Below are 21,724 nucleotides of genomic sequence, written 5' to 3'. Positions count from 1 at the left end.
GGATAAGTGCTAATTTTCAAACTGTTCATTAAAACGAGGGGGGATTGTATGGTAAAGAAACCGTGGTTGAAACTGTATCCAGAATCAATACCAACAACGTTAGAATATGAACCGATACCTGTCCAATCTTATTTAACAGAAGCAGCGAAAGCATATCCAAATAAATCAGCTGTCCATTTTATGGGCAAAGAAATGACGTTCAAGGAAGTTTATGAATGTTCTTTAAAACTGTCAAATTATCTTCGAGAAATTGGAATTGAAAAAGGCGATCGAGTTGCCATTATGCTTCCAAATTGTCCACAAGCTGTCATAAGTTATTATGGAATTTTGTATGCAGGAGGAGTAGTTGTCCAAACGAACCCTCTTTATACAGAAAGAGAACTTGAGTACCAGATGAAGGATTCAAGAGCTAAAGTTATTATTTCTCTGGATATTCTCTATCCCCGCATATCAAAAGTAATAAAACGTACTAAACTAGAACACATTATTGTAACCGCTATCAAAGACTACCTACCATTCCCAAAAAACATCATCTATCCTTTTATTCAAAAAAGAGACACAGGAATTGTTGTCAATGTAAAGCATGAAGGGAATCAACACCTTTTTAAAAATATAATGCTTGAATCAAAAGCAATTAGCTATAAATATGATGATTTCGACTTTGAAAATGATTTAGCCATACTTCAGTATACAGGTGGAACTACGGGCTATCCAAAAGGAGTCATGCTCACTCATAAGAATTTAATTGCTAATGCTACTGCTTGTGGTGCATGGCTGTATGAAGCGAAACAAGGAGAAGAAACCATTCTTGGTCTGTTACCTTTTTTCCATGTCTATGGGATGACAACTGTACTAATTTTAGCAGTAATGCAAGGGTATAAAATGATTCTCTTGCCTAAGTTTGATGTTGAAACAACATTGAAAACCATTCATAAACAACGGCCAACTATTTTCCCAGGAGCTCCAACTATATATATTGGAATTTTAAACAATCCGGAATTAAGTAAATATGATTTGTCTTCAATTGAAGCTTGCCTGAGCGGCTCGGCTCCACTTCCTGTTGAGGTTCAGCAAAAATTTGAGGAAGTAACAGGAGGAAAGCTTGTTGAGGGATACGGATTAACAGAGTCTTCACCTGTAACTCATGCAAATTTTGTTTATGGTCAAAAAAGAGTGAAAGGCAGTATTGGAGTTCCATGGCCTGACACGGATGCCGCCATTATTTCCGCTGAGACTGGAAAACAAGCTGCGCCTCATGAAATAGGTGAAATCGCTGTGAAAGGTCCACAAATTATGAAAGGTTATTGGAATAGGCCTGAAGACACTGTTGCCACTTTAAAAGATGGTTGGTTATTAACTGGAGATATGGGTTATATGGATGAAGAAGGCTTTTTCTATGTAGTGGATAGAAAGAAAGATATGATTATTGCTGGTGGTTTCAATATATACCCTCGAGAAATTGAGGAAGTGCTTTATGAACATCCAGCTATCCAAGAATTAGTTGTAGCTGGGGTTCCAGATGCTTATCGTGGTGAAACTGTGAAAGCATATATTGTATTGAAAGAAGGTGCAGCTGTCACGGAAGAAGAACTTGATGCATATGCTCGGAAATATTTAGCTGCATATAAAATACCGAGAATATATGAATTCCGTAAAGAACTTCCTAAAACAGCTGTCGGTAAAATACTTCGCCGTGTTTTAGTTGATGAGGAAAGAAATAAATTGCAACATGATGAGAAACTCGGTTAATTGTAATGAGCCGAAGTGGCTCTTTTTTCTTTTTAGCAGGGCAACAGTTATTAGTAGAATTTCTTATAAATTTTTATAAGTTAAGTGAATCTCCGTTAAAAGGAAAAATAATTAATTAAGACTATATTATTCTGTGAAAATATTAATACATCAATATCTTATAGGAAGGTTGGTTGATGAGCAAAAGGACTGCCTTACCTAACTGTCACTTGACAGAAAAATAGGGACTAATTATGATTAAGCTATGAATGAATAGTCATTCATTTTTATCTCGAAGCTTAAGTGTTCACTCATGAGCTTTTTTGAAGCAGGTGAAAGTATTGAAAAGAAATAAACCAAAATATAAACAAATTATTGATGCAGCCGTTGTTGTCATTGCTGAAAATGGGTATCATCAAGCACAAGTTTCCAAGATAGCAAAGCAAGCTGGGGTTGCGGATGGAACTATTTATCTTTACTTTGAAAATAAAGAAGATATTTTAATATCTGTGTTTCGTGAAAGAATGGGATATTTCGTTGAAAAAATGAAGGAAGTTATTGCAGGAAAAGAAACAGCTGCAGAGAAATTATTAGTAATGATTGAAAATCATTTTAATATCCTATCAAGGGATAGAAATTTAGCTATTGTAACTCAGCTTGAGTTAAGGCAATCAAATAAAGAGCTAAGGATGCAAATTAACGAAGTGCTAAAAGAATATTTACATGTTGTCGATGATATCTTACGCTTTGGGCAAGCCCAAGATGAGTTCGACAAAAATATGGATATTCGGCTTGCAAGACAAATGATTTTTGGAACAATAGATGAAACGGTAACAACTTGGGTAATTAATGATCAAAAGTATGATTTAACTGCACTTGCACCAGCTGTTCATAAGTTGCTGCTAAATGGATGTGCTTTAAGATAAAACTGTTAAGGAGGTAAATGAGTATGGCATACTTATCTCATTATAAGGATGGGAATGCAGCAATTATAACAATTAATCGTCCGCCTGCAAACGCTTTATCTTTTGAACTAATTCAGGAGATTGGATATTTATTAGATCAGCTGGAACCAGACTCGGAAGTCCGTGCAATTTTAATCCACGGTGAAGGCCGTTTTTTTTCAGCAGGGGCTGATATAAAGGAATTTACTGGGATTAGCAGTGGAGAAGAATTCTCAAAGCTTGCGGAGAATGGGCAAGAGGTTTTTGAAAAAGTTGAAAATTTCCCTAAGCCCATTATAGCAGCAATTCATGGAGCTGCATTTGGCGGTGGTCTTGAGCTTGCAATGGCATGTCATATTAGACTTGTAAGTGAAAATGCTAAGCTAGGGCTTCCGGAATTACAGTTAGGTTTAATACCTGGATTTGCAGGTACTCAGAGACTTCCACGGTTAGTTGGAACAGCTAAAGCGGCTGAAATGTTATTCACTAGCGATTCTTTATTAGGAAGTGAAGCAGTTAAATGGGGGTTAGCCAATCACGCATTTCCTGAGGAGCTGCTATTAGAAAAAGCAAAAGAAATGGTAAGGAAAATTGCAGAAAAAAGTCCTATTTCATTAAGGGCCACGATTGAATTACTTCAATTTAGTAAAACACCGCAATATTATGAAGGAGTAAGACACGAAGCAAAGAAATTTGGAGTTGTTTTTGATTCTGCAGATGGTAAAGAAGGTATCCATGCATTTCTTGAAAAGCGTAATCCTAGTTTTACAGGTAAGTAGTCGAATTCCAAATAGATTCCTATTTTAGGAGGGTCGTTAAATGAATATTTTTGTAATCATGAAAAGAACCTTTGATACGGAAGAAAGAATTTCAATTTCTGGCGGGAAAATAAACGATGATGGAGCAGAATTTATTATTAATCCGTACGATGAATACGCAATTGAAGAAGCCATTAGGGTTCGTGATGAACACGGTGGAGAGGTAACGATTTTAACTGTAGACGGAGAAGAAGCGGAAAAACAGCTTAGAACAGCCTTGGCAATGGGGGCTGATAAGGCTGTATTAATCAATATAGAAGATGATATTGAGGAATCCGACCAATATACAGTCTCTACTATTATCGGTGAATATTTAAAAGATAAGGAAGCAGATTTAATTCTTTCTGGAAATGTTGCAATAGATGGAGGTTCAGGACAAATAGGCCCCCGGGTTGCAGACATATTAGGAATCCCCTACGTTACGACGATTACTAAGCTAGAAATTATGGGTGAAAAAGTGTTATTAACTCGAGATGTTGAAGGTAATTCCGAAATTATTGAGACATCTTTGCCTCTCTTAGTAACAGCTCAGCAAGGTTTGAATGATCCACGCTATCCATCACTTCCTGGAATTATGAAAGCTCGTAAAAAACCTTTAGAAGAGCTTGAACTAGATGATTTAGATTTAGATGAAGATGATGTTATCGCGAAAACAAAAACAATTGAAATTTTCCTTCCACCTGCAAAAGATGCTGGAAGAATATTAGAAGGTGATATTGAAACGCAAGTAAAGGAACTTGCAGGTTTGTTAAATAAGTTAGTTTGAGGAGGGATTGAGATGGCAAAAAAAGTACTTGTACTCGGTGAATTACGAGATGGTTCTTTAAGAAATGTGTCATTTGAAGCAATTTCAGCAGGGAAACAAATTGCTAACGGTGGTGAAGTCATTGCCGTTTTAGTCGGAGATAAAATAGACGGTCAAGCTAATGAAATGTTTCAATATGGGGCTGATCGTGTTCTAACTGTCGAAGATGAAAAGCTTAAACATTATACTTCGGATGGATACTCTCAGGCTCTCCTTAATATTATTGAACAAGAAAATCCTGAAGGAATTGTTTTTGGTCATACGGCACTTGGTAAGGATCTTTCTCCAAAAATTGCAAGCAAACTAAATATAGGTCTTATTTCTGATGTCACTGCAATTGAAGAAAAAGATGGAGACATAGTTTTTACAAGACCAATCTTCTCTGGAAAAGCATTTGAAAAGAAAAAAATAATTGAAGGTACAATATTCATTACAATACGACCAAATAATATTGAACCATTAAGTAAAGATAAAAATAAAACGGGTGAAATCCAATCTGTATCTGTTGAAATAAAAGATATACGAACTATTATTAAAGAGGTAGTAAAGAAAACGAGTGAAGGTGTTGACTTATCGGAGGCAAAAGTCATTATTGCAGGTGGCCGGGGAGTAAAGAGTGCTGAAGGCTTTGAACCTCTACTAGAATTAGCGGATGTACTAGGTGGAGCTGTAGGTGCTTCCCGTGGAGCGTGTGATGCGGACTATTGTGATTATTCCTTGCAAATAGGGCAAACTGGTAAAGTAGTGACTCCAGATTTGTATATTGCATGTGGAATATCAGGAGCTATTCAACATTTGGCAGGCATGTCCAATTCGAAAGTAATTGTAGCAATTAATAAAGATCCAGAGGCAAATATATTCAATGTAGCGGATTATGGCATTGTTGGAGATCTTTTTGAAGTTGTACCACTTTTAACAGAGGAATTTCGCAGGATAAAAGAAGGAACTCAAAGCTGAGCAAAAAGATAGCACGTTTGAATGGATGATGATATACTTGCGCTAGGTTTTGAATGTATATATTAAGGAGGTATAACATATGGCAATTACTCACGCAACAGATGAAACTTTTTCAACTGAAACAAGCGAAGGTGTAGTATTAGTAGATTTTTGGGCACAATGGTGTGGTCCTTGTAAAATGATTGCTCCTGTTTTGGAGGAATTGGATGCAGAACTTGACGGAAAAGCAAAAATCGTTAAATTAGACATTGATGAAAACCAAGAAACTACAAGTAAATTCGGCATCATGAGTATCCCGACATTGGTAGTTTTCAAAAACGGTGAACTTGTCGATAAAACTGTCGGCTTTCAACCAAAAGAAGCACTTGCTGAATTAGTAAATAAACATCTTTAAAACTTTGAAAATCCGGGCTTTATAGCTCGGATTTTTTATCGTTTAAGATATTTTTTTGAATGAGTATTTGAATAAGACTTTTCTTGACCAACTCTAGGCAGCATCGATAGGGGTTCAGAGACCTCTCAATGCAAAAAGTCAAAAAAAACTACTTTTTACCTAACAGAACATTTGCTTGTAGAAGATAGCAGGCTCCTTGCGTTTTTCATGATATAATAATTATATGTTATGGGTTGGGTATATAGGGGTGATATTATGAACGAGATAATTAAACATAAATTAGAAATTTTGCCTGACCAGCCAGGTTGTTATATCATGAAAGATCGGCAAGATACCATTATTTATATTGGTAAAGCAAAAGTATTAAAAAATAGAGTACGCTCCTATTTTACAGGTTCACATGATACAAAAACACAGAGGCTTGTCAATGAGATTGAGGATTTTGAATATATAGTAACTGCATCAGATATAGAAGCATTAATTTTAGAAATGAATTTAATTAAAAAGCACAGTCCGAAATATAACATTATGCTTAAGGATGATAAGAGCTTCCCATATATTAAATTAACAAACGAAAGGCATCCTAGATTAATTATTACTCGGAAGATAAAGAAGGATAAAAGTAAGTATTTTGGGCCGTATCCGAATGCCTATTCTGCAAATGAAACAAAAAAACTTCTCGATCGGCTCTATCCTTTAAGAAAATGCCAAACTCTTCCTGATCGTGTTTGCCTTTACTACCATCTTGGACAATGTCTTGCACCTTGTGTAAACGAAGTTTTTTCTGAGACTTACAAACAAATGACGGATGAAATAACGAAATTTTTAAATGGCGGCTTTACGTCCATAAAAAAAGATTTGGAAAAAAAGATGCATGAAGCATCTGAAAACCTCGAGTTTGAAAGGGCAAAAGAATTTCGTGACCAAATTGCACATATTGAGACAACAATGGAAAAGCAAACAATGATGTCATCCGATTTTACAGATCGTGATGTGTTTGGATTTTCAATGGACAAAGGTTGGATGTGCGTACAAGTATTTTTTATAAGACAAGGGAAGTTGATTGAAAGGGATGTATCTCTTTTTCCGGTTTATAGTGAACATGAGGAAGAATTCTTAACTTTTCTAGGGCAATTTTACTCTCAAACAAACCATTTTAAACCGAAAGAAATTCTTCTTCCTGAATTTGCTAACTACCAGTTAGCCGAACAATTATTAGAAGTAAAAGTTATACAGCCAAAAAAAGGGCAAAAAAAAGAGCTGGTAAACCTGGCAACAAAAAATGCTCATATCGCTTTGCAAGAAAAATTTGCTTTAATTGAAAAGGACGAAGAACGGACAATCGGTGCAATTGATAGTCTCGGAGAAGCTATGCAAATATATACTCCGCATCGAATAGAGGCTTTTGATAACTCAAATATACAAGGTGCTGATCCAGTATCGGCGCTTGTAGTGTTCATAGATGGAAAACCCAATAAAAAGGAATATCGAAAATATAAAATTAAGACTGTTAAAGGCCCCGATGATTACGAATCTATGCGTGAGGTAATTAGAAGAAGATATACTAGGGTTCTCAAAGAAAACCTCCCTCTTCCAGATTTAATCATCATTGATGGCGGTAAAGGTCAAATTGATGCGGCAAAAGAAATATTGGTAAACGAATTGAATTTGGACATTCCAATTGCAGGACTTGCAAAGGATGAAAAGCATCGGACTTCCCAATTATTATTTGGTAATCCACTTGAAATTGTACCTTTGGAACGAAATAGTCAAGAATTTTACTTACTACAAAGAATACAAGATGAAGTTCATAGATTTGCCATAACTTTTCATAGACAATTAAGAGGGAAATCTGCATTTCAATCTATCCTTGATGATATTGAAGGGATTGGTCCAGTAAGAAAAAAGGCTCTACTGCGCCATTTTGGATCATTGAAAAAAATGAAGGAAGCGACAGTTGAGGATATTGTTAAATTAGGAATTCCACAAAATATAGCTGAGAATTTAAAAAATCATTTAGACAAATAGCTATTGAGTATTTATTATCTCAATGTTATAATTGTTCCAATTTCATAGTATCGATAGAGGTTGCAAACATCAAAAGTAGGAATCATGAGAAGAAGGGGTTCAATGACTGGTTTTGAAAGGGATAGTTTGCCGAAGTAGAAAAGTAACTCCTTATTCTTTTCTGCTGGTCCTACGTTTAAGAAATGTAGGATTGTCAAAATGGATAATATCCTTTTGGAGAGCTATCTCATGTTGTGATTATTTTTAAGTTTCGAGTCACAAGCAATGAGTATAATGCTCATTGCTTTTTTATTTAGGTAATTTTCTCTTTTATTTTGCCCTGCGGATTTAGCTTTAAAGCTAGAATATTTATAGGTTTTGTGGCTGTAGCCTTATTATTTCACCTAAATTTTACTAGAAAAATCGAAATATAATATTCTATCCACATGCAATAAAGTTTAAGAAAAGAGCCTTATATTACTTTTAGAAGGAAGGCAGGATCATGGGTTTAATTGTCATCAAGTTCGGCGGCTCATCACTAAGTACTACCGATAAAATTAAAAATGCCGCAAAGAGAATTGCTTCATTTAAAAAAGAAGGAAAAGAGGTAGTGGTCGTTGTTTCTGCAATGGGAAAAACTACTGACCAGCTTCTTGAACTAGCAGGTCAAATTACGGATAGTCCTGAAAAGCGTGAAATGGATATGCTTCTTGCTACCGGAGAACAAGTTTCAATATCACTTTTATCAATGGCTTTAACAGAAATGGGAGTTCCAGCCGTATCATTTACCGGTTGGCAAGCAGGAATTGTTACAGAAAAAGTACATTCCAATGCTCGCATTGTTGATGTGAAGACGGAACCTATTAAAGAAAAATTAAATGCAGGAAAAGTCATAGTAGCTGCGGGCTTTCAAGGAGTTACTGAAGACGGAGAAATTACAACTTTAGGTAGAGGTGGTTCCGACACTACTGCTGTAGCATTAGCTGCAGCCCTTGGAGCTGAGCGTTGTCTCATCTGTACCGATGTAACAGGAGTATTTACTTCCGACCCTCGCTACGTACCGCAAGCAAGAAAGCTACCATCCGTTTCATACGATGAAATGCTTGAACTTGCTAATCTTGGTGCTGGAGTTCTACATCCACGAGCCGTAGAATTTGCCAAAAATTATGGAGTGCCATTAGAGGTAAGATCGAGTACTGAAAATGAAGAAGGAACAGTTATTGAGGAGGAAGTATCGATGGAGAAAAACCTCGTAGTTAGAGGAGTAGCATTTGAAAAAGATATGACAAGATTAACAATTTTTGGCTTAAAAAATGAAATGACGGGATTATCTGCTATTTTTTCAGAACTTGCGAATAATCAAATTGACGTTGATATTATTATTCAAAGCCAAACTGATGGAAATAAGACAAATCTATCGTTTTCTATTAAAAATAAGGAGCGTCAGGCAGCTGTTAACGTGCTTGAAAATCAAAAAGAAAATATTGGATTTGAAAGTATAGAATATGAAGCAGGATTAGCAAAGGTTTCTATTGTTGGATCAGGGATGATTTCAAATCCTGGTGTTGCAGCGCAAATGTTCCAAGTGCTTGCGGATAAAAATATTCAAATTAAAATGGTTAGCACATCAGAAATTAAAGTATCTGCCGTCATTAATGAAGATAAAATGACTGAGGCTGCTCAGGTTCTACACGAAGCATTCAATTTAGGAGTAGTTGTTGGAGAAGTACAATAAAAAAAAGGGCTGTTCAATCTGGATGATTGAACGGCCTAAATGTTTTTCTTATTGTATTGGATCCTTCCGGTCCCAACGAACTGTAAAGACAACTTTATTCTTTTTTTTAATTAGCTCAGCAAAGGCTTCACACATAAATTGTTTTTGATTTTGAATTTGTTCTGCAATAAATCCTGCTTCGAGAGTGAAGCAAGGTTCGGAGTTCATTTGAATTCTTCTTTCCACTATATTTCCTTGGAGCTCGTATTTCATCTCATTTTTGTTTTCCTCTAAGAGATTAAGTTCTCCCCAAGAAGATTCTTGGAAAAAGGAAATTACTTCATTACTAGAGAGAAGTGGAAATTTACGGGCAAGGTGTTTTCCAGCCCAATATGATATTTCGGGCGTGTCTTTGCCAAGAATTCCCGGAATTAATATATCCCGGAGCAATTCATATCCGAAAACAGGAATATTCATTGAGCTGTTAGTTTCGGGTGAATGTTGAGGTCCTTGTTTCAATGATGAATGCACTAAAATCCCTTCTTTCTGTATGTCCTATTATATACAATAAGAAGATTTTTTGAAAAATAATTTGGATTTTGGACAGAACTAATATATGAGAATTAAATATAATATAGCACATTAGCTGAAACCGTTGCCTTGACGCTTCCGAAAGTCGGGAGTAGAATGTATATGTCACATAATTGTTATAATCATTTTGTGTTGTTTGACACCCGATTCATTTCGAACACACATTGTCTGCAGCACAGAGGCTTAACTACTAAGGGGGGTAAATTGTGGCAGGTAAAAATGAGTTTTATTGGCGTAGGCTGCATTCCTTATTGGGTGTAATCCCAGTTGGAATATTTGTAGTGCAGCATTTAATTGTCAACCATTTCGCTACACGCGGTGAAGAAGCATTTAATAGAGCTTCAGGATTTATGGGGAATCTTCCATTTGTCATTTTCCTTGAATTCGCAGTAATTTACATACCAATTCTTTTTCATGGAATTCTTGGGCTTTACATTGCGTTTACGGCAAATAATAATCCAGCAAGATTAAGCTTTTTCCGAAATTGGATGTTCACCATTCAACGTATAACAGGAGTTATATTATTGGCTTTTATTGCATGGCATGTTTGGGAGACTCGAATTCAGAAAGCCTTTTTTGACGTTGAAGTAAATTTTGATATGATGGCGAATATTTTATCCAATCCAGTTGCACTAGTTTTATACTTTATTGGAATTCTTTCAGCTACTTTCCATCTATCTAATGGTTTATGGTCATTTCTTGTTAGATGGGGAATTACGCAATCACCAACCTCCCAAAGAATTTCTTCATGGGTTATGGGTGTGTTCTTTGTAGTAATTTCAATAATCGGAATTCGTGCGGCATTAGCATTTGTTTATCCTGAACTATTTGTAGGATAAGGAGCTAAAGAATTTAACAACTGTGAAAAGGAGTGAGTCATACGATGAGTAATGGAAAAATCATCGTTGTCGGTGGTGGCTTAGCCGGCTTGATGGCAACAATAAAAATAGCAGAAGAGGGAAGTCAAGTAGATCTCTTCTCGCTAGTACCAGTAAAACGTTCACACTCTGTATGTGCACAGGGTGGAATTAATGGAGCAGTAAATACGAAGGGTGAAGGGGACTCACCTTGGATCCATTTTGACGATACAGTATATGGTGGAGACTTTTTAGCAAACCAACCACCTGTTAAGGCAATGTGTGAAGCTGCACCTGGAATTATAAATTTATTCGATAGAATGGGTGTTATGTTTAATAGAACACCTGAAGGTTTGCTTGATTTCCGTCGTTTTGGTGGAACTCAGCACCATCGTACTGCATTTGCTGGGGCGACTACTGGCCAGCAACTCTTATACGCATTGGACGAGCAGGTGCGTCGCCATGAAGTCGCTGGCCTCGTTAATAAATACGAAGGTTGGGACTTTTTAGGTATTATTCAGGATGATGCAGGTGTTTGTCGTGGAATTGTCGCACAAAACATGACTTCTATGGAAATTAAATCTTTTCCGGCAGATGCTGTTATCATGGCAACTGGAGGACCTGGAATCATTTTTGGTAAATCTACAAACTCTGTTATCAATACAGGTTCAGCTGCTTCTATTGTGTATCAGCAAGGTGCAGCTTATGCAAATGGTGAATTTATTCAAATCCATCCAACAGCTATTCCTGGAGATGATAAACTTCGCTTAATGAGTGAATCTGCTCGTGGAGAAGGCGGAAGAATTTGGACTTATAAAGATGGAAAACCATGGTACTTCTTGGAAGAAAAATATCCTGCATACGGAAACCTCGTACCTCGTGATATTGCAACACGGGAAATTTTCCATGTTTGCGTAGATGAGAAACTTGGAATTAACGGGGAAAACATGGTTTACCTAGATCTTTCTCATAAAGATCCACACGAACTAGATGTTAAGCTCGGTGGTATCATCGAAATTTATGAGAAATTCACAGGTGAAGATCCACATAAAGTACCAATGAAAATTTTCCCAGCCGTTCACTATTCAATGGGTGGCCTTTGGGTTGATTATGAGCAGCATACAAATATTCAAGGATTATTTGCTGCAGGTGAATGTGATTATTCACAACACGGTGCCAATCGTCTTGGTGCGAACTCTTTACTATCTGCCGTTTATGGTGGAATGATAGCAGGGCCGGAAGCGGTTAAGTATATTAAAGGACTAGAAAAAAGCTCTGATTCATTCTCATCTTCATTATTTGAAAGTGCTGCAAAGCATGAGCAAGAAAAATATACTAATATTTTATCCATGGATGGTTCTGAAAATGCGTATGTCATTCATAAGGAACTTGGGGAATGGATGACAAACAATGTTACAGTTGTTCGTTACAACGATAAATTGCAAGAAACTGACAATAAAATTCTTGAATTAATGGAACGTTGGAAAAACATTAATATTAATGATACGAAAAACTGGAGTAATCAAGGAGCATTATTTACTAGACAATTGTGGAATATGCTTCAACTTTCTCGTATCATTACAATCGGTGCATTAAACCGTAATGAAAGCCGTGGTGCACATTACAAACCTGATTTCCCAGATCGTAATGATGAAGAATGGTTAAAAACAACGATTGCAAAATATAATTCAAGTTCAAATAACCCTGAATTTAGCTACGAGGATGTGGATGTTTCTCTCATTAAACCTCGTAAACGAGACTATTCAAAACAGAAAGAAGTGAAATAATGATGAGTGAAAATAAAAAGGTCACCTTTATCATAACTCGTCAAGATAATCCTGAATCTCAGCCGTATGAGGAAAAATTTGTATTGGATTATCGCCCTAATATGAACGTAATTTCCGCGTTAATGGAAATACGTCGAAATCCAGTTAATGCTGAAGGCCAAAAAACAACTCCGATTGCTTGGGACATGAACTGTTTGGAAGAGGTTTGCGGAGCTTGTTCGATGGTGATTAATGGGCAGCCTCGTCAATCATGTACAGCGCTTATCGATAAGCTTGAACAACCGATTCGGTTAGCACCTATGAATACTTTCCCGGTAGTTCGTGACCTTGTCATTGATAGAAGTAGAATGTTTGATTCATTAAAGAAAATTAAAGCATGGATTCCGATCGACGGTACGTATGATCTTGGTCCAGGTCCAAGAATGCCTGAGCGCAGACGTCAATGGGCATATGAATTGTCAAAATGTATGACTTGTGGTGTTTGCTTAGAAGCATGTCCGAATGTGAATAGCAAAACGGACTTTATTGGTCCAGCATTCCTTTCACTTGTTCGCTTATACAACGCACATCCAACAGGAGCAATGAATAAAGATGAACGTCTTGAAGCGTTAATGGATGAGGGCGGGATTTCTCAGTGTGGAAACTCACAAAACTGTGTTGAAGTATGTCCAAAAGGAATACCTCTAACTACATCCATCGCCGCTATGAATCGTGCGACTAATATTCAAATGTTTAAGAACTTCTTCGGAAGCGACCATATGGTAGATTAAAAATACGGGATTATCCTTTTAGGGTAATCCCTGTTTTATTGGTGGAGTTGGAATAACTGTTAGTAAAGCCAAATAATTTTTGTGAAATTAAATGGATCAAGTACTACAAAAGTTATTATTAAAGGTCTGATACCTTTACATTGAAATCCACTACAATACTCTTGTGACAAATACTTTGCAATATGAGGACACCACATATAGGATTACAGTTTCTTGCAACATGAATATCAATGTTTTAAAAAAGGCACATCTATCAGGCATTTGCATTATATAGAATAGGGCGGTATTTGATGAAGAGCACTACTGAATAATTCCTTATTAATAACATCAATTAAATAAAAAAATGGGTGCTTTTTTAGCCTATTTCGTTAATTCTTGCCTTCATGATGTCACTCACATTATTTCCTTCACATATGATATGGTGACAATCAAAAATACCCATCCCCGCGGTTTAAAGCTGGCGAAGGCAAGGAGGGTTACAATAGTTGAAGGAGAATGAATTCACACACAAACCGCTGCTTACAAAAAGAGAAAGAGAAGTCTTCGAACTGTTAGTTCAAGATAAAACAACTAAAGAGATAGCAAAAGAATTATTTATCAGTGAAAAAACGGTTCGAAACCATATATCCAACGCCATGCAAAAGCTCGGAGTAAAGGGCCGATCCCAAGCTGTCGTGGAACTCTTGCGCATGGGAGAATTAAAGCTATAAAAGCAAAACCGGCTGTCCATTAGGTGGCCGGTTTTGTTGGTTATTATTTTTACTGTTTTTAGGTAAGATTATTTAAGATATTTTCCATAATCAGGAATGGCGACACTATCAAATTCACGGACAAGCCTAGACAATCCTTTTGCTAAAAAATCTCCAGAAACAGGACTGCCATGTCCAGTTAATGCAACAGTTGGCTTTATATTTTCCAGAATCTTTACAGATTCCCACGCTTGATTCCAATCTGTAGTTAAATATCTCGGGGGACCATTTATCTCTTCTTTTTGCATTAATACCTTATATAAAGAATCCTGTCTTACTGTAATAAATGCATCTCCAGCGATTAGGGTCCGATCTTTTTCTCTAAATAAAGATATGTGTCCAGGAGAATGTCCTGGTGTATGAATCCAACGCCAATCAGATAATCCCGGAACAGTTCCATCTTTCGGTAAAGAATATACGTGTTTTCCTAGATTAATTGGTTCATTCGGAAATATAGATGATATTTTAGCAACCAGTCCACCTTCAACTGTAGTATCAGGTTCTGGATAGGATTGTTCGCCTGATAAAAAAGGAAGTTCTAATTCATGTGCATATACTGGAACTTTCCAGTGTTCCACAAGATCAATACATGCTCCAACATGATCGAAATGACCATGTGTAAGTATAATAGCTTTTGGCCTTGTATTAGGACCATATCTTTTTTCTGCTTCTTCAATGATTATATTTGAGGATTTGGGCATTCCAGTATCAATGAGAAACCAATCCTCATTTTTTTGGGGATCCCCGACAAAATATATATTCACCACTTGAATTGTAAAGCCATAAATATCTTTCTCAATTTCTTGCCCAATTCCGCTGTTAATGGATGTAACGGGAATATATTTATAATCTTCACCATATTCCATATTCATACATACCCTCCAGACTTTATTAAGCCATTTCTAATATTATTTCCTTTTTCTTAAGTATATAATCAAAAAAATAATCAACTTATCTGTAAATTAGTGGTCTCAAGGGTTTGAAGAGCATTTTCTATTATAGTGTTATTTTTCAGTAACAGCTGTTACCAAACTGTAAAGTTGTCTCGGAAAACCAATAGGCACAAAGGTTGACGACATATGGACCAAGCTGTTGTAAAGTTTTTCCACTAGTTGTAATCGCTTATTATGATAGAATTCATTTTGCAAGAGTTAATAAAAAACAGCAGGAGGTCACTTATGAAAAAGGTATTAATTTCAACTACTCTAACACTTACATTAGGACTTAGCTCATTGGCGGTACCTACAATTCAGCCAACAACTGTTTCAGCTGCTACTGTAAACCCTTATAACAATCAACAGGCAGTTGACGCAAAAGCAGATCAATTAATTAGAATCGCTAAAGGTTTAATAGGAAAAGCTACTTATAGTCAACAAGAATATAAAACTACTTACCCTTATAAATTTGCATGTGCAAGTTTTATAGACTTTGTATTTAAACAAGGGGGGGTTGATCTAGCAACTTATAACGAAGATTATATGGTAAAGCAAGGATATTATGTCCCAAGAAGTGAATTGAAAAAAGGGGATCTTGTTTTCTTTAAAAATAAAACGACTGGAACGGATCCAGATCATGTAGGAATGTATATTGGTGATAATAAAATTATTCACATGGCAGATTCCAAACAAAACATTGTCATTACCGACATGAGCAGCAAACCATATTATACTGAAAAATATTTTTCAGCTAGAAGAGTACTTCCAAGCATATTATCAGCCAATCCTGCAACTAAAGGGGATAAAATTGTTTCACAAGCCTATAATTTAATGAATAAAGTGACAATGGGAACTACAAACAATGAATCATCCTTAAAGTTTACTGGAACAGGGTTTGTAAATTATGTTTATAAAAAGAATGGTGTAACTCTTGGAACAACAGATATTAAAAAACTTATGAGTAAAGGAACTACCGTATCAAAAGCGAGCTTAAAGAAAGGCGATTTAGTTTTCTTTAATAGTGTAAAGGGATCTAAAACTCCAAATATGGTAGCAATTTATGCAGGTGATCATAGAATTATTATTCCAAGTTCAAGCGGAATTAATACCAGAGTTCTATTTGTAGATTACTATACTCAGCACTATATTACAGCAAAACGTTTTTTTTTGAACTAAATGCAGCAACTGAGACAGCACAACCACAACAAAGTATTTCGAAAGTAGATAATATCACTCGTTTTGCTTCCAGTTTGATTGGTAAAGCGAAATTCGGATATTCATACAACGAATCTACTTTAACCTTTACTGGTGCCGGATTTACGTATTATGTATTTAAACAAAACGGAATTGATTTAAAGAGTAAATTAGCAAGTCAACAGGCGCAAGTCGGAAAAGCAGTCCTAAAATCTAACCTTCAAAAAGGGGATTTACTATATTTCTCAACTAATAATAAACGTTCAAAGGTAACTCAAGCTGGCATCTATATAGGTGGCAATCAATATATTGCTTTATCAACGAATGGACAAGTTGTAAAAGATAGTTTGAGTTCTGATTGGGCTGTTAAAAATTATGTAACTGCTCGTCGAGTGCTATAAAAATTAATAATAACGAGTTCGGTTGACAAAGAAGAATCGTCAATTTGAGCTCGTTACCATTGTAATAAGACATTACATAAGTCGGCTAGGCAGTTGACACATATTTCTAACAAAAGAGAGGCGATAATAGGTGAAAAAAGGACTCATTAATATTGTACTAACAGGAGGATTAGCACTAAGTTTATTTCCAGTATATTCAATCCAAGTTGACGCCAGTACAGTACAGCAGGTTAATCAATCAGAAATAGAACAAAAAGCAGACAGTGTGATTGAGACAGCGATAAATCTAATTGGAAAAGCAACTTATGTTGACCTTGGTGAGGTTGATTATAATGAATTAAAATTCCGTTGTGCTTCTTTTATCGATTTTGTTTTCGGACAAAATGGATTAGAATTGCACAATGCGGATGAAAAACAGATGATTAAACAGGGAGTACATGTTGATCGAAAGGATCTAAAAAAAGGTGACCTACTATTCTTTACAACCCGAAAAGATAGGCTTCCTAACCACGTAGCAATGTATATTGGGAACAATAAAGTTGTTCATGCTGCGAACAAAGAACTGGGTATCACAGTAACAGATATGACAAATAAATCTTATTATACAGAGAGTTATATTGAATCAAGGAGAATTATCCCTAGCTTGTTAGAAGCAAATAAAAATGACATCGTAAAGACAAGTTATGAGTTGATGGATGGTAACTTGAAGAATTTAGAACTGATCGATAAGATATACGAACAAAATGGTATTGATTTAAACGCAACTACAAGCACGGACTACCTTACCAAAGGTGAATCAGTAACTAGAGATAGCTTACAAGAAGGGGATCTTGTCCTCTTCAAGACAAGCGGAACACGACTTATTCCTGCAATTTACACAGGCGAACAGAGAATTATTGTTGCTGATACAGGTAAAACATCGAAAAGAACATTGTTTGACCAATATTACGCAAAAGAAGCATGTAATTTTGTAACTGCTAGAAGGTTGACTTCTAAAGCTGATAACCCGGATACAGAGAAGGATACTAATGTACAACTAACAAAATCTGATAAAATAGTAGACTATGCTTTAAGTATCGCTAACAAAACTAAGTTTGGATATGCTTATGATAAAGATACTTTGACATTCACAGGCGCTGGATTTGTACATTATTTGTACAAAAATGAGGGGATTGACTTAAAATCGACACTTGCAAGTGGTCAATTAAGTGCTGGAACAGAAGTTAATAAAAATAACCTGCAAAAAGGGGACTTACTATACTTCACAAACGGCGGAAAAACAGTTGTGGAAGTGGGTATTTATTTAGGAAACAATGAATTTATTTACTTATCATCGAAAGAAAGAACTGTATTGAAGGATAACTTAAATTCTGATTGGGCAAAGAAAAATTATAATACAGCCAGAAGAGTTCTTTAATTCGCAATTGAGTAAATGAATGTGATTTTCTCCCCATCAACGGAACCAAATAAAGTAAAAGGGCATTTGTTGTTTGTTATAACAATCAACAAATGCCCTTTTACCCAATTGCAATTAGTTGGCATCCTCGCCATAATGCTGAAGTAATAATTCAACTGTTTCGAACAGATTCTGCTTACTGGCTCCTTTTACAAGGATGGTTGAACCAGGTTCAATTGCTTTTAATAGGTCTTCATGAAGATTTTTTCTGTACAGCCCCGTATAATGTTTTGCTTTATCCAATGGCATTCCTGAATTTAAAGCACCTTCTGTAATATCTCTGGAATAGTTTCCGAACGTAAATAATTGATGAACTCCGTTATTTGCCACATATTTGCCAACATCCAGGTGATCCGCTTCATTTCTATCGCCAAGTTCACTCATACTTCCCAGTACAGCTATTCTTTTCCTTCGACCTGCATGTTTCAATACATCGATTGCTGCTTTCATTGCAGGTGGATGGGCGTGAACGGTATCATCAATTACAGTAATATTATCTTTTAAATGATAAAAATATAATCGATGTTCCGGTTTGGTAATGTATTTTAGGCCATTCTGCATGTCTTCCGGTGAGAATCCTAATAAATCTGTTACGGCAATGGCAAATAAAGCATTGTAAATATTGTGTAGCCCAAAAAGGGGAATTTTAAATGCATATTTTTGTCCTTTTAATTGTATAGTAAATTCCATACCTTCTTTTCCGAAGCGAATATTTTGAGCTCGATATGGTCCGGTTTTTTCAATTCCGATCGTAACGATCTTACCTTTAAATTTAGATGTGTGCAGCATCTTAGAATTATGATCATCTCTGTTTAAGAACAACACACCATCCTGATTCATTCCTTTAATAATCTCAGATTTTGCAGCAACCAAGTTTTCTAGCTTACTATCAAAATTTCCGATATGTGCCAACCCAACATTCGTTATAACGGAAATATCAGGCTGAAGGATTGAGCAATGTTCTGTTATTTGTCCGGCGAAACCCATTCCATATTCCAATACAACAGATCGGTGAATCGGTCCTATCTTTTCTTTGTGATTAATTGTATTTTCGGTTGTATTATGATAATCACTGGATTCATAAATAATCCATTTTTCTCTTAAGATGGAACTTATCATCGTCTTCACAGTGGTTTTTCCAGCACTGCCTGTAACAGCAATAGTTGGTTTTACTTTCTTAAAATCAATTGTCATTTAAGCCTCTCCTTTCTTTTTTGCAAAGAGAGTGCATCTTTAAGGTGCCTTTTTACTATATCGACTTCCTCTATATTCCATTTAATTTCATCCACCCAAATCTTATGAAGATCATCCATTTTTAAATACAGAGAAAGCTCATTTGTTTCCTTGTATACTCTCTCTAGCTTTTCGACAAAATCTATGGAGAAATCCCAGATGTTTTGGATAAATTGGGTAGAATTATAAGGAGAATGGGACTTTAGAAAGGAGCTTATATCCTTATAACCTGTAAACTTCTGGACATTTCTCAAATAAAATCTCGGAACAATATTATGAATTACCCATTTTTTACCTTCATCTTTTTTAAGATTTACTTCAATGTTAAAAGCTTCTCCATCTTTTGTTCGAAATAGCAAATGTGGCTGAACGATGTTTTCTTCTTGTTTTTGTAATGTTTTAATAAAACTTCTTAGTTCTTCCTGGCTTTTCTCTCTAACTTCACCTTTGCCAGTAACAATATAGTGATTTCCTTTTTGTTCGATTAAGTACTGATAAGTATCAAAAGTAGGCTTTATCACTACTTTCCTATATTCCTTAAGAATTCTAAGAAATTGTCCTGACGATCTAATTTTTACCAAAGGTATCAAGTCATATTGAAATTCACGGTTTTGAAGCTTCTCATAGATTGTCCATTTATTTTTTCCTAAATAACCTAATGTAGGGAATGGCACTATTAATTCTCTCAATTGTGAATTTACTTCATTCATAATATTTTCATTAGCTACTATAATTGAATTAGGTAAAGATGAATTTTTCTTACGCCAACTTCCATCATTATAAATATGACCTTTTATGGTCTTTGAACTCCAATTAATCGTCTCTTTTGTAAAGAATACAAGATCCACTCCTAGATTACTGGCCACCTGGCCATACAATTGATAAAGATCCTCTTTTGAAAGCCTTCCTTTCGGGTATAACAACCCAATTTCACTCATTAGGTTCACCTCTTGAAGTAATAATGTCTAGCTATTCTTTTGTATACTTTATGCATGTATTTCCACTTTGCTTGTATCTTTGTCTGCATGGGGGAAGTCATGCCCACCATTGCAAATTTCAAGAACGAATCTCATTCTTTTTAGATTCATAAATATTTCGATATATTGTTTTATCTTCTAATCGATAAAACATTGCTAGATCCGGGGCGAAATTAGCTTCAATAATCCATATGTCGCCTTGATTAGTTAATCCTATATCAAACCCTATAATCTTAATGTTCTTTTTATCTTTATTTAGTTGTCTAGAGGCAGAAATACAAATTTCACTAATTTTTCTTTTGAGACTATTAGTATTTATGTGAGAAATACTTGAAACAGAGATGGCCTCATCTAGTGTTAAAATTTTTTCAGCTACATTAGTAATAAAGAATTCTTTACTTACTACTTTAACTACTATTCCGGTTACTTTCCATGAGGCATGATTTTTTTGTACTATAACCCTAATATCAAATGGACAATTGTTAATTGTTGCCAGAGGTAATGTTTCTTGGATAAGATAATACTTTTTATTAAAAAAATGACTCTGAAGATAGTCATACGTTTCTTCTATAGATGTTTTTATTATTTTTTTTCTGCCAGTATGGACTTCGAACGTTACATCATCTAGAACAGTAATTTTGACGATTCCTTTTCCTTCCTGACCATCAGTAGGTTTCAAGATTACTTGCTTGTATCTTTTGATATAATCGTAAAACGTGACTTTTGTTAACAAATCTGTTTTTGGGATTATAGGTAAAAGTGCGTCAACTCTTGATAATGTATTTTTCTGGTTCCATTTGCTTATTGAATAATGAAAAATCACATCACGAATCCATATACCACCTTTCAGATCGTATAAAATCTCTATTACCATCGTATTGCAATCAGGAAAGGATTCACCTAGCTTTTTAGCAGTTAATAACGACAGTTGTTCAATCTTCCGTAGAAAATACATATAAAAAAAACGACCAAATACTGAATTATACTTTTCCGTTTTTGATATATAATTCCAATCCGAGTCCGCTGATTCTCTATTGACTGTTACATAATATTGAAATGGGTTTTGAAAGAAACGTGAAGAGAGTTTTTTGGGTTGAATAATGAAATGTTTTTGATTTAATGTATAGGATTTTAAGTCTTGGTATATTTCCTCTTTTGTTAATTGTTTAATAAAATTTAATTGTGAATGGAGTGTAAATGTATTATTTTCCTTTGAAATCGTTATTTCACCGGGTCCAAAGGAAGGCCTAATTTCAACAGATTTATTTTTTTTTAATAATTTGTACAAAGCTTTTTCTGATAAAATCTCAGTCTCTAAAAGATGCTTACGTAAAGATTTTTCGGAGTTAAGTATTTTGTATTGACCTAACCTCCCTCTACTGATATTCATATGTTCATCCCCTTAGT

20 protein-coding genes and 1 riboswitch are annotated in these 21,724 nt (G+C 35.4%); of the genes, 15 read left to right on the top strand and 5 right to left on the bottom strand.

Annotated elements, in window-relative coordinates; translation table 11 throughout:
* The first annotated feature begins 48 nt into the window (after positions 1-48).
* The 8 genes from MT489_RS20710 to MT489_RS20675 all read left to right on the top strand — a co-directional run bounded on the left by MT489_RS20710 (position 49) and on the right by MT489_RS20675 (position 9,388).
* Entirely contained in the window at positions 49-1,749 is a 1,701-nt protein-coding gene (locus MT489_RS20710; protein WP_244683462.1) for an AMP-binding protein, read from the top strand.
* A gap of 320 nt (positions 1,750-2,069) precedes the next feature.
* Positions 2,070-2,654: a fatty acid metabolism transcriptional regulator FadR gene (locus MT489_RS20705; protein ID WP_244683461.1), complete on the top strand. Its 585-nt coding sequence runs from the start codon at positions 2,070-2,072 to the stop codon at positions 2,652-2,654.
* A 23-nt stretch (positions 2,655-2,677) separates the two neighbouring features.
* Positions 2,678-3,451 (top strand): enoyl-CoA hydratase, encoded by a 774-nt coding sequence (locus MT489_RS20700; RefSeq protein WP_244683460.1) that lies wholly within the window; start codon positions 2,678-2,680, stop codon positions 3,449-3,451.
* A gap of 40 nt (positions 3,452-3,491) precedes the next feature.
* On the top strand, positions 3,492-4,256 hold the full coding sequence (locus tag MT489_RS20695; RefSeq protein ID WP_244683459.1) for an electron transfer flavoprotein subunit beta/FixA family protein: 765 nt from the start codon (positions 3,492-3,494) through the stop codon (positions 4,254-4,256).
* A gap of 12 nt (positions 4,257-4,268) precedes the next feature.
* Positions 4,269-5,252 (top strand): electron transfer flavoprotein subunit alpha/FixB family protein, encoded by a 984-nt coding sequence (locus MT489_RS20690; protein ID WP_244683458.1) that lies wholly within the window; start codon positions 4,269-4,271, stop codon positions 5,250-5,252.
* Between the two features lie 79 nt (positions 5,253-5,331).
* The gene (trxA, locus tag MT489_RS20685; RefSeq protein WP_244683457.1) at positions 5,332-5,646 is read left to right on the top strand and encodes a thioredoxin; all 315 of its coding nucleotides are present in this window, start codon (positions 5,332-5,334) and stop codon (positions 5,644-5,646) included.
* 255 nt (positions 5,647-5,901) lie between these two features.
* The gene (gene uvrC, locus MT489_RS20680) at positions 5,902-7,674 is read left to right on the top strand and encodes an excinuclease ABC subunit UvrC (RefSeq protein WP_244683456.1); all 1,773 of its coding nucleotides are present in this window, start codon (positions 5,902-5,904) and stop codon (positions 7,672-7,674) included.
* Positions 7,675-7,720: 46 nt separating this feature from the next.
* Positions 7,721-7,906: riboswitch (Lysine riboswitch) on the top strand.
* Between the two features lie 249 nt (positions 7,907-8,155).
* Positions 8,156-9,388 carry an aspartate kinase gene (locus MT489_RS20675; RefSeq protein ID WP_244683455.1) on the top strand — a complete coding sequence of 411 codons (1,233 nt, stop codon included), beginning with the start codon at positions 8,156-8,158 and terminating at the stop codon, positions 9,386-9,388.
* A 48-nt stretch (positions 9,389-9,436) separates the two neighbouring features.
* Here MT489_RS20675 and MT489_RS20670 read toward each other — a convergent pair whose 3' ends face one another.
* Entirely contained in the window at positions 9,437-9,898 is a 462-nt protein-coding gene (locus MT489_RS20670; protein ID WP_244683454.1) for a YslB family protein, read from the bottom strand.
* Positions 9,899-10,164: 266 nt separating this feature from the next.
* On the opposite strand from MT489_RS20670, the gene MT489_RS20665 reads away from it, so the two are divergent.
* The 4 genes from MT489_RS20665 (at position 10,165) to MT489_RS20650 (ending at position 14,082) form a co-directional block, all read left to right on the top strand.
* A complete protein-coding gene (locus MT489_RS20665; RefSeq protein ID WP_244683453.1) occupies positions 10,165-10,797 on the top strand; it encodes a succinate dehydrogenase cytochrome b558 subunit in 633 nt (210 codons plus the stop codon).
* Positions 10,798-10,841: 44 nt separating this feature from the next.
* Complete coding sequence (sdhA, locus tag MT489_RS20660; protein WP_244683452.1) at positions 10,842-12,602, top strand: succinate dehydrogenase flavoprotein subunit; 1,761 nt, start codon at positions 10,842-10,844, stop codon at positions 12,600-12,602.
* A 2-nt stretch (positions 12,603-12,604) separates the two neighbouring features.
* Positions 12,605-13,372, top strand: coding sequence for a succinate dehydrogenase iron-sulfur subunit (gene sdhB, locus MT489_RS20655; RefSeq protein WP_244683451.1), 768 nt, complete (start codon positions 12,605-12,607; stop codon positions 13,370-13,372).
* Positions 13,373-13,857: 485 nt separating this feature from the next.
* Positions 13,858-14,082, top strand: a complete 225-nt coding sequence (locus MT489_RS20650; protein WP_213110530.1) for a helix-turn-helix domain-containing protein — start codon at positions 13,858-13,860, stop codon at positions 14,080-14,082.
* A gap of 68 nt (positions 14,083-14,150) precedes the next feature.
* Here the strand turns inward: MT489_RS20650 and MT489_RS20645 are convergent, their stop codons facing one another.
* The gene (locus MT489_RS20645) at positions 14,151-14,987 is read right to left on the bottom strand and encodes an MBL fold metallo-hydrolase (protein ID WP_244683499.1); all 837 of its coding nucleotides are present in this window, start codon (positions 14,985-14,987) and stop codon (positions 14,151-14,153) included.
* A gap of 312 nt (positions 14,988-15,299) precedes the next feature.
* Between MT489_RS20645 and MT489_RS20640 the strand changes: the two genes are divergently transcribed.
* From MT489_RS20640 to MT489_RS22375, 3 genes are all read left to right on the top strand, one after another.
* Positions 15,300-16,232, top strand: coding sequence for an NlpC/P60 family protein (locus tag MT489_RS20640; protein ID WP_244683450.1), 933 nt, complete (start codon positions 15,300-15,302; stop codon positions 16,230-16,232).
* A gap of 74 nt (positions 16,233-16,306) precedes the next feature.
* Entirely contained in the window at positions 16,307-16,651 is a 345-nt protein-coding gene (locus MT489_RS20635; RefSeq protein ID WP_244683449.1) for a C40 family peptidase, read from the top strand.
* A 130-nt stretch (positions 16,652-16,781) separates the two neighbouring features.
* The gene (locus MT489_RS22375) at positions 16,782-18,068 is read left to right on the top strand and encodes an NlpC/P60 family protein (RefSeq protein WP_244683448.1); all 1,287 of its coding nucleotides are present in this window, start codon (positions 16,782-16,784) and stop codon (positions 18,066-18,068) included.
* Between the two features lie 114 nt (positions 18,069-18,182).
* On the opposite strand, the gene MT489_RS20625 is transcribed toward MT489_RS22375, so the two are convergent.
* The 3 genes from MT489_RS20625 to MT489_RS20615 form a co-directional block, all read right to left on the bottom strand.
* Entirely contained in the window at positions 18,183-19,301 is a 1,119-nt protein-coding gene (locus MT489_RS20625; RefSeq protein WP_244683447.1) for a UDP-N-acetylmuramoyl-tripeptide--D-alanyl-D-alanine ligase, read from the bottom strand.
* The gene (locus tag MT489_RS20620; protein ID WP_244683446.1) at positions 19,298-20,278 is read right to left on the bottom strand and encodes a YheC/YheD family protein; all 981 of its coding nucleotides are present in this window, start codon (positions 20,276-20,278) and stop codon (positions 19,298-19,300) included. Before MT489_RS20620 ends, MT489_RS20625 begins: the two co-directional genes overlap by 4 nt.
* Positions 20,279-20,396: 118 nt before the next feature.
* A complete protein-coding gene (locus tag MT489_RS20615; RefSeq protein ID WP_244683445.1) occupies positions 20,397-21,707 on the bottom strand; it encodes a YheC/YheD family protein in 1,311 nt (436 codons plus the stop codon).
* Positions 21,708-21,724: the final 17 nt, after the last annotated feature.

Source organism: Lederbergia wuyishanensis (assembly GCF_022900255.1).
Taxonomy (GTDB): Bacteria; Bacillota; Bacilli; order Bacillales; family Bacillaceae_C; genus Lederbergia; species Lederbergia wuyishanensis.
The sequence above is the reverse complement of the archived record's forward strand: the minus strand, read 5'-3'. Positions and strand labels throughout refer to the sequence as shown.

Bases quoted from the DNA above. Each gene is read 5' to 3' on its own strand.
- MT489_RS20710 (WP_244683462.1), top strand. From the start codon at position 49: ATGGTAAAGAAACCGTGGTTGAAACTGTATCCAGAATCAATACCAACA.
- MT489_RS20700 (WP_244683460.1), top strand. From the start codon at position 2,678: ATGGCATACTTATCTCATTATAAGGATGGGAATGCAGCAATTATAACA.
- MT489_RS20695 (WP_244683459.1), top strand. From the start codon at position 3,492: ATGAATATTTTTGTAATCATGAAAAGAACCTTTGATACGGAAGAAAGA.
- MT489_RS20690 (WP_244683458.1), top strand. From the start codon at position 4,269: ATGGCAAAAAAAGTACTTGTACTCGGTGAATTACGAGATGGTTCTTTA.
- trxA (WP_244683457.1), top strand. From the start codon at position 5,332: ATGGCAATTACTCACGCAACAGATGAAACTTTTTCAACTGAAACAAGC.
- uvrC (WP_244683456.1), top strand. From the start codon at position 5,902: ATGAACGAGATAATTAAACATAAATTAGAAATTTTGCCTGACCAGCCA.
- MT489_RS20675 (WP_244683455.1), top strand. From the start codon at position 8,156: ATGGGTTTAATTGTCATCAAGTTCGGCGGCTCATCACTAAGTACTACC.
- sdhA (WP_244683452.1), top strand. From the start codon at position 10,842: ATGAGTAATGGAAAAATCATCGTTGTCGGTGGTGGCTTAGCCGGCTTG.
- sdhB (WP_244683451.1), top strand. From the start codon at position 12,605: ATGAGTGAAAATAAAAAGGTCACCTTTATCATAACTCGTCAAGATAAT.
- MT489_RS20645 (WP_244683499.1), bottom strand. From the start codon at position 14,987: ATGGAATATGGTGAAGATTATAAATATATTCCCGTTACATCCATTAAC.
- MT489_RS20640 (WP_244683450.1), top strand. From the start codon at position 15,300: ATGAAAAAGGTATTAATTTCAACTACTCTAACACTTACATTAGGACTT.
- MT489_RS20625 (WP_244683447.1), bottom strand. From the start codon at position 19,301: ATGACAATTGATTTTAAGAAAGTAAAACCAACTATTGCTGTTACAGGC.
- MT489_RS20620 (WP_244683446.1), bottom strand. From the start codon at position 20,278: ATGAGTGAAATTGGGTTGTTATACCCGAAAGGAAGGCTTTCAAAAGAG.
- MT489_RS20615 (WP_244683445.1), bottom strand. From the start codon at position 21,707: ATGAATATCAGTAGAGGGAGGTTAGGTCAATACAAAATACTTAACTCC.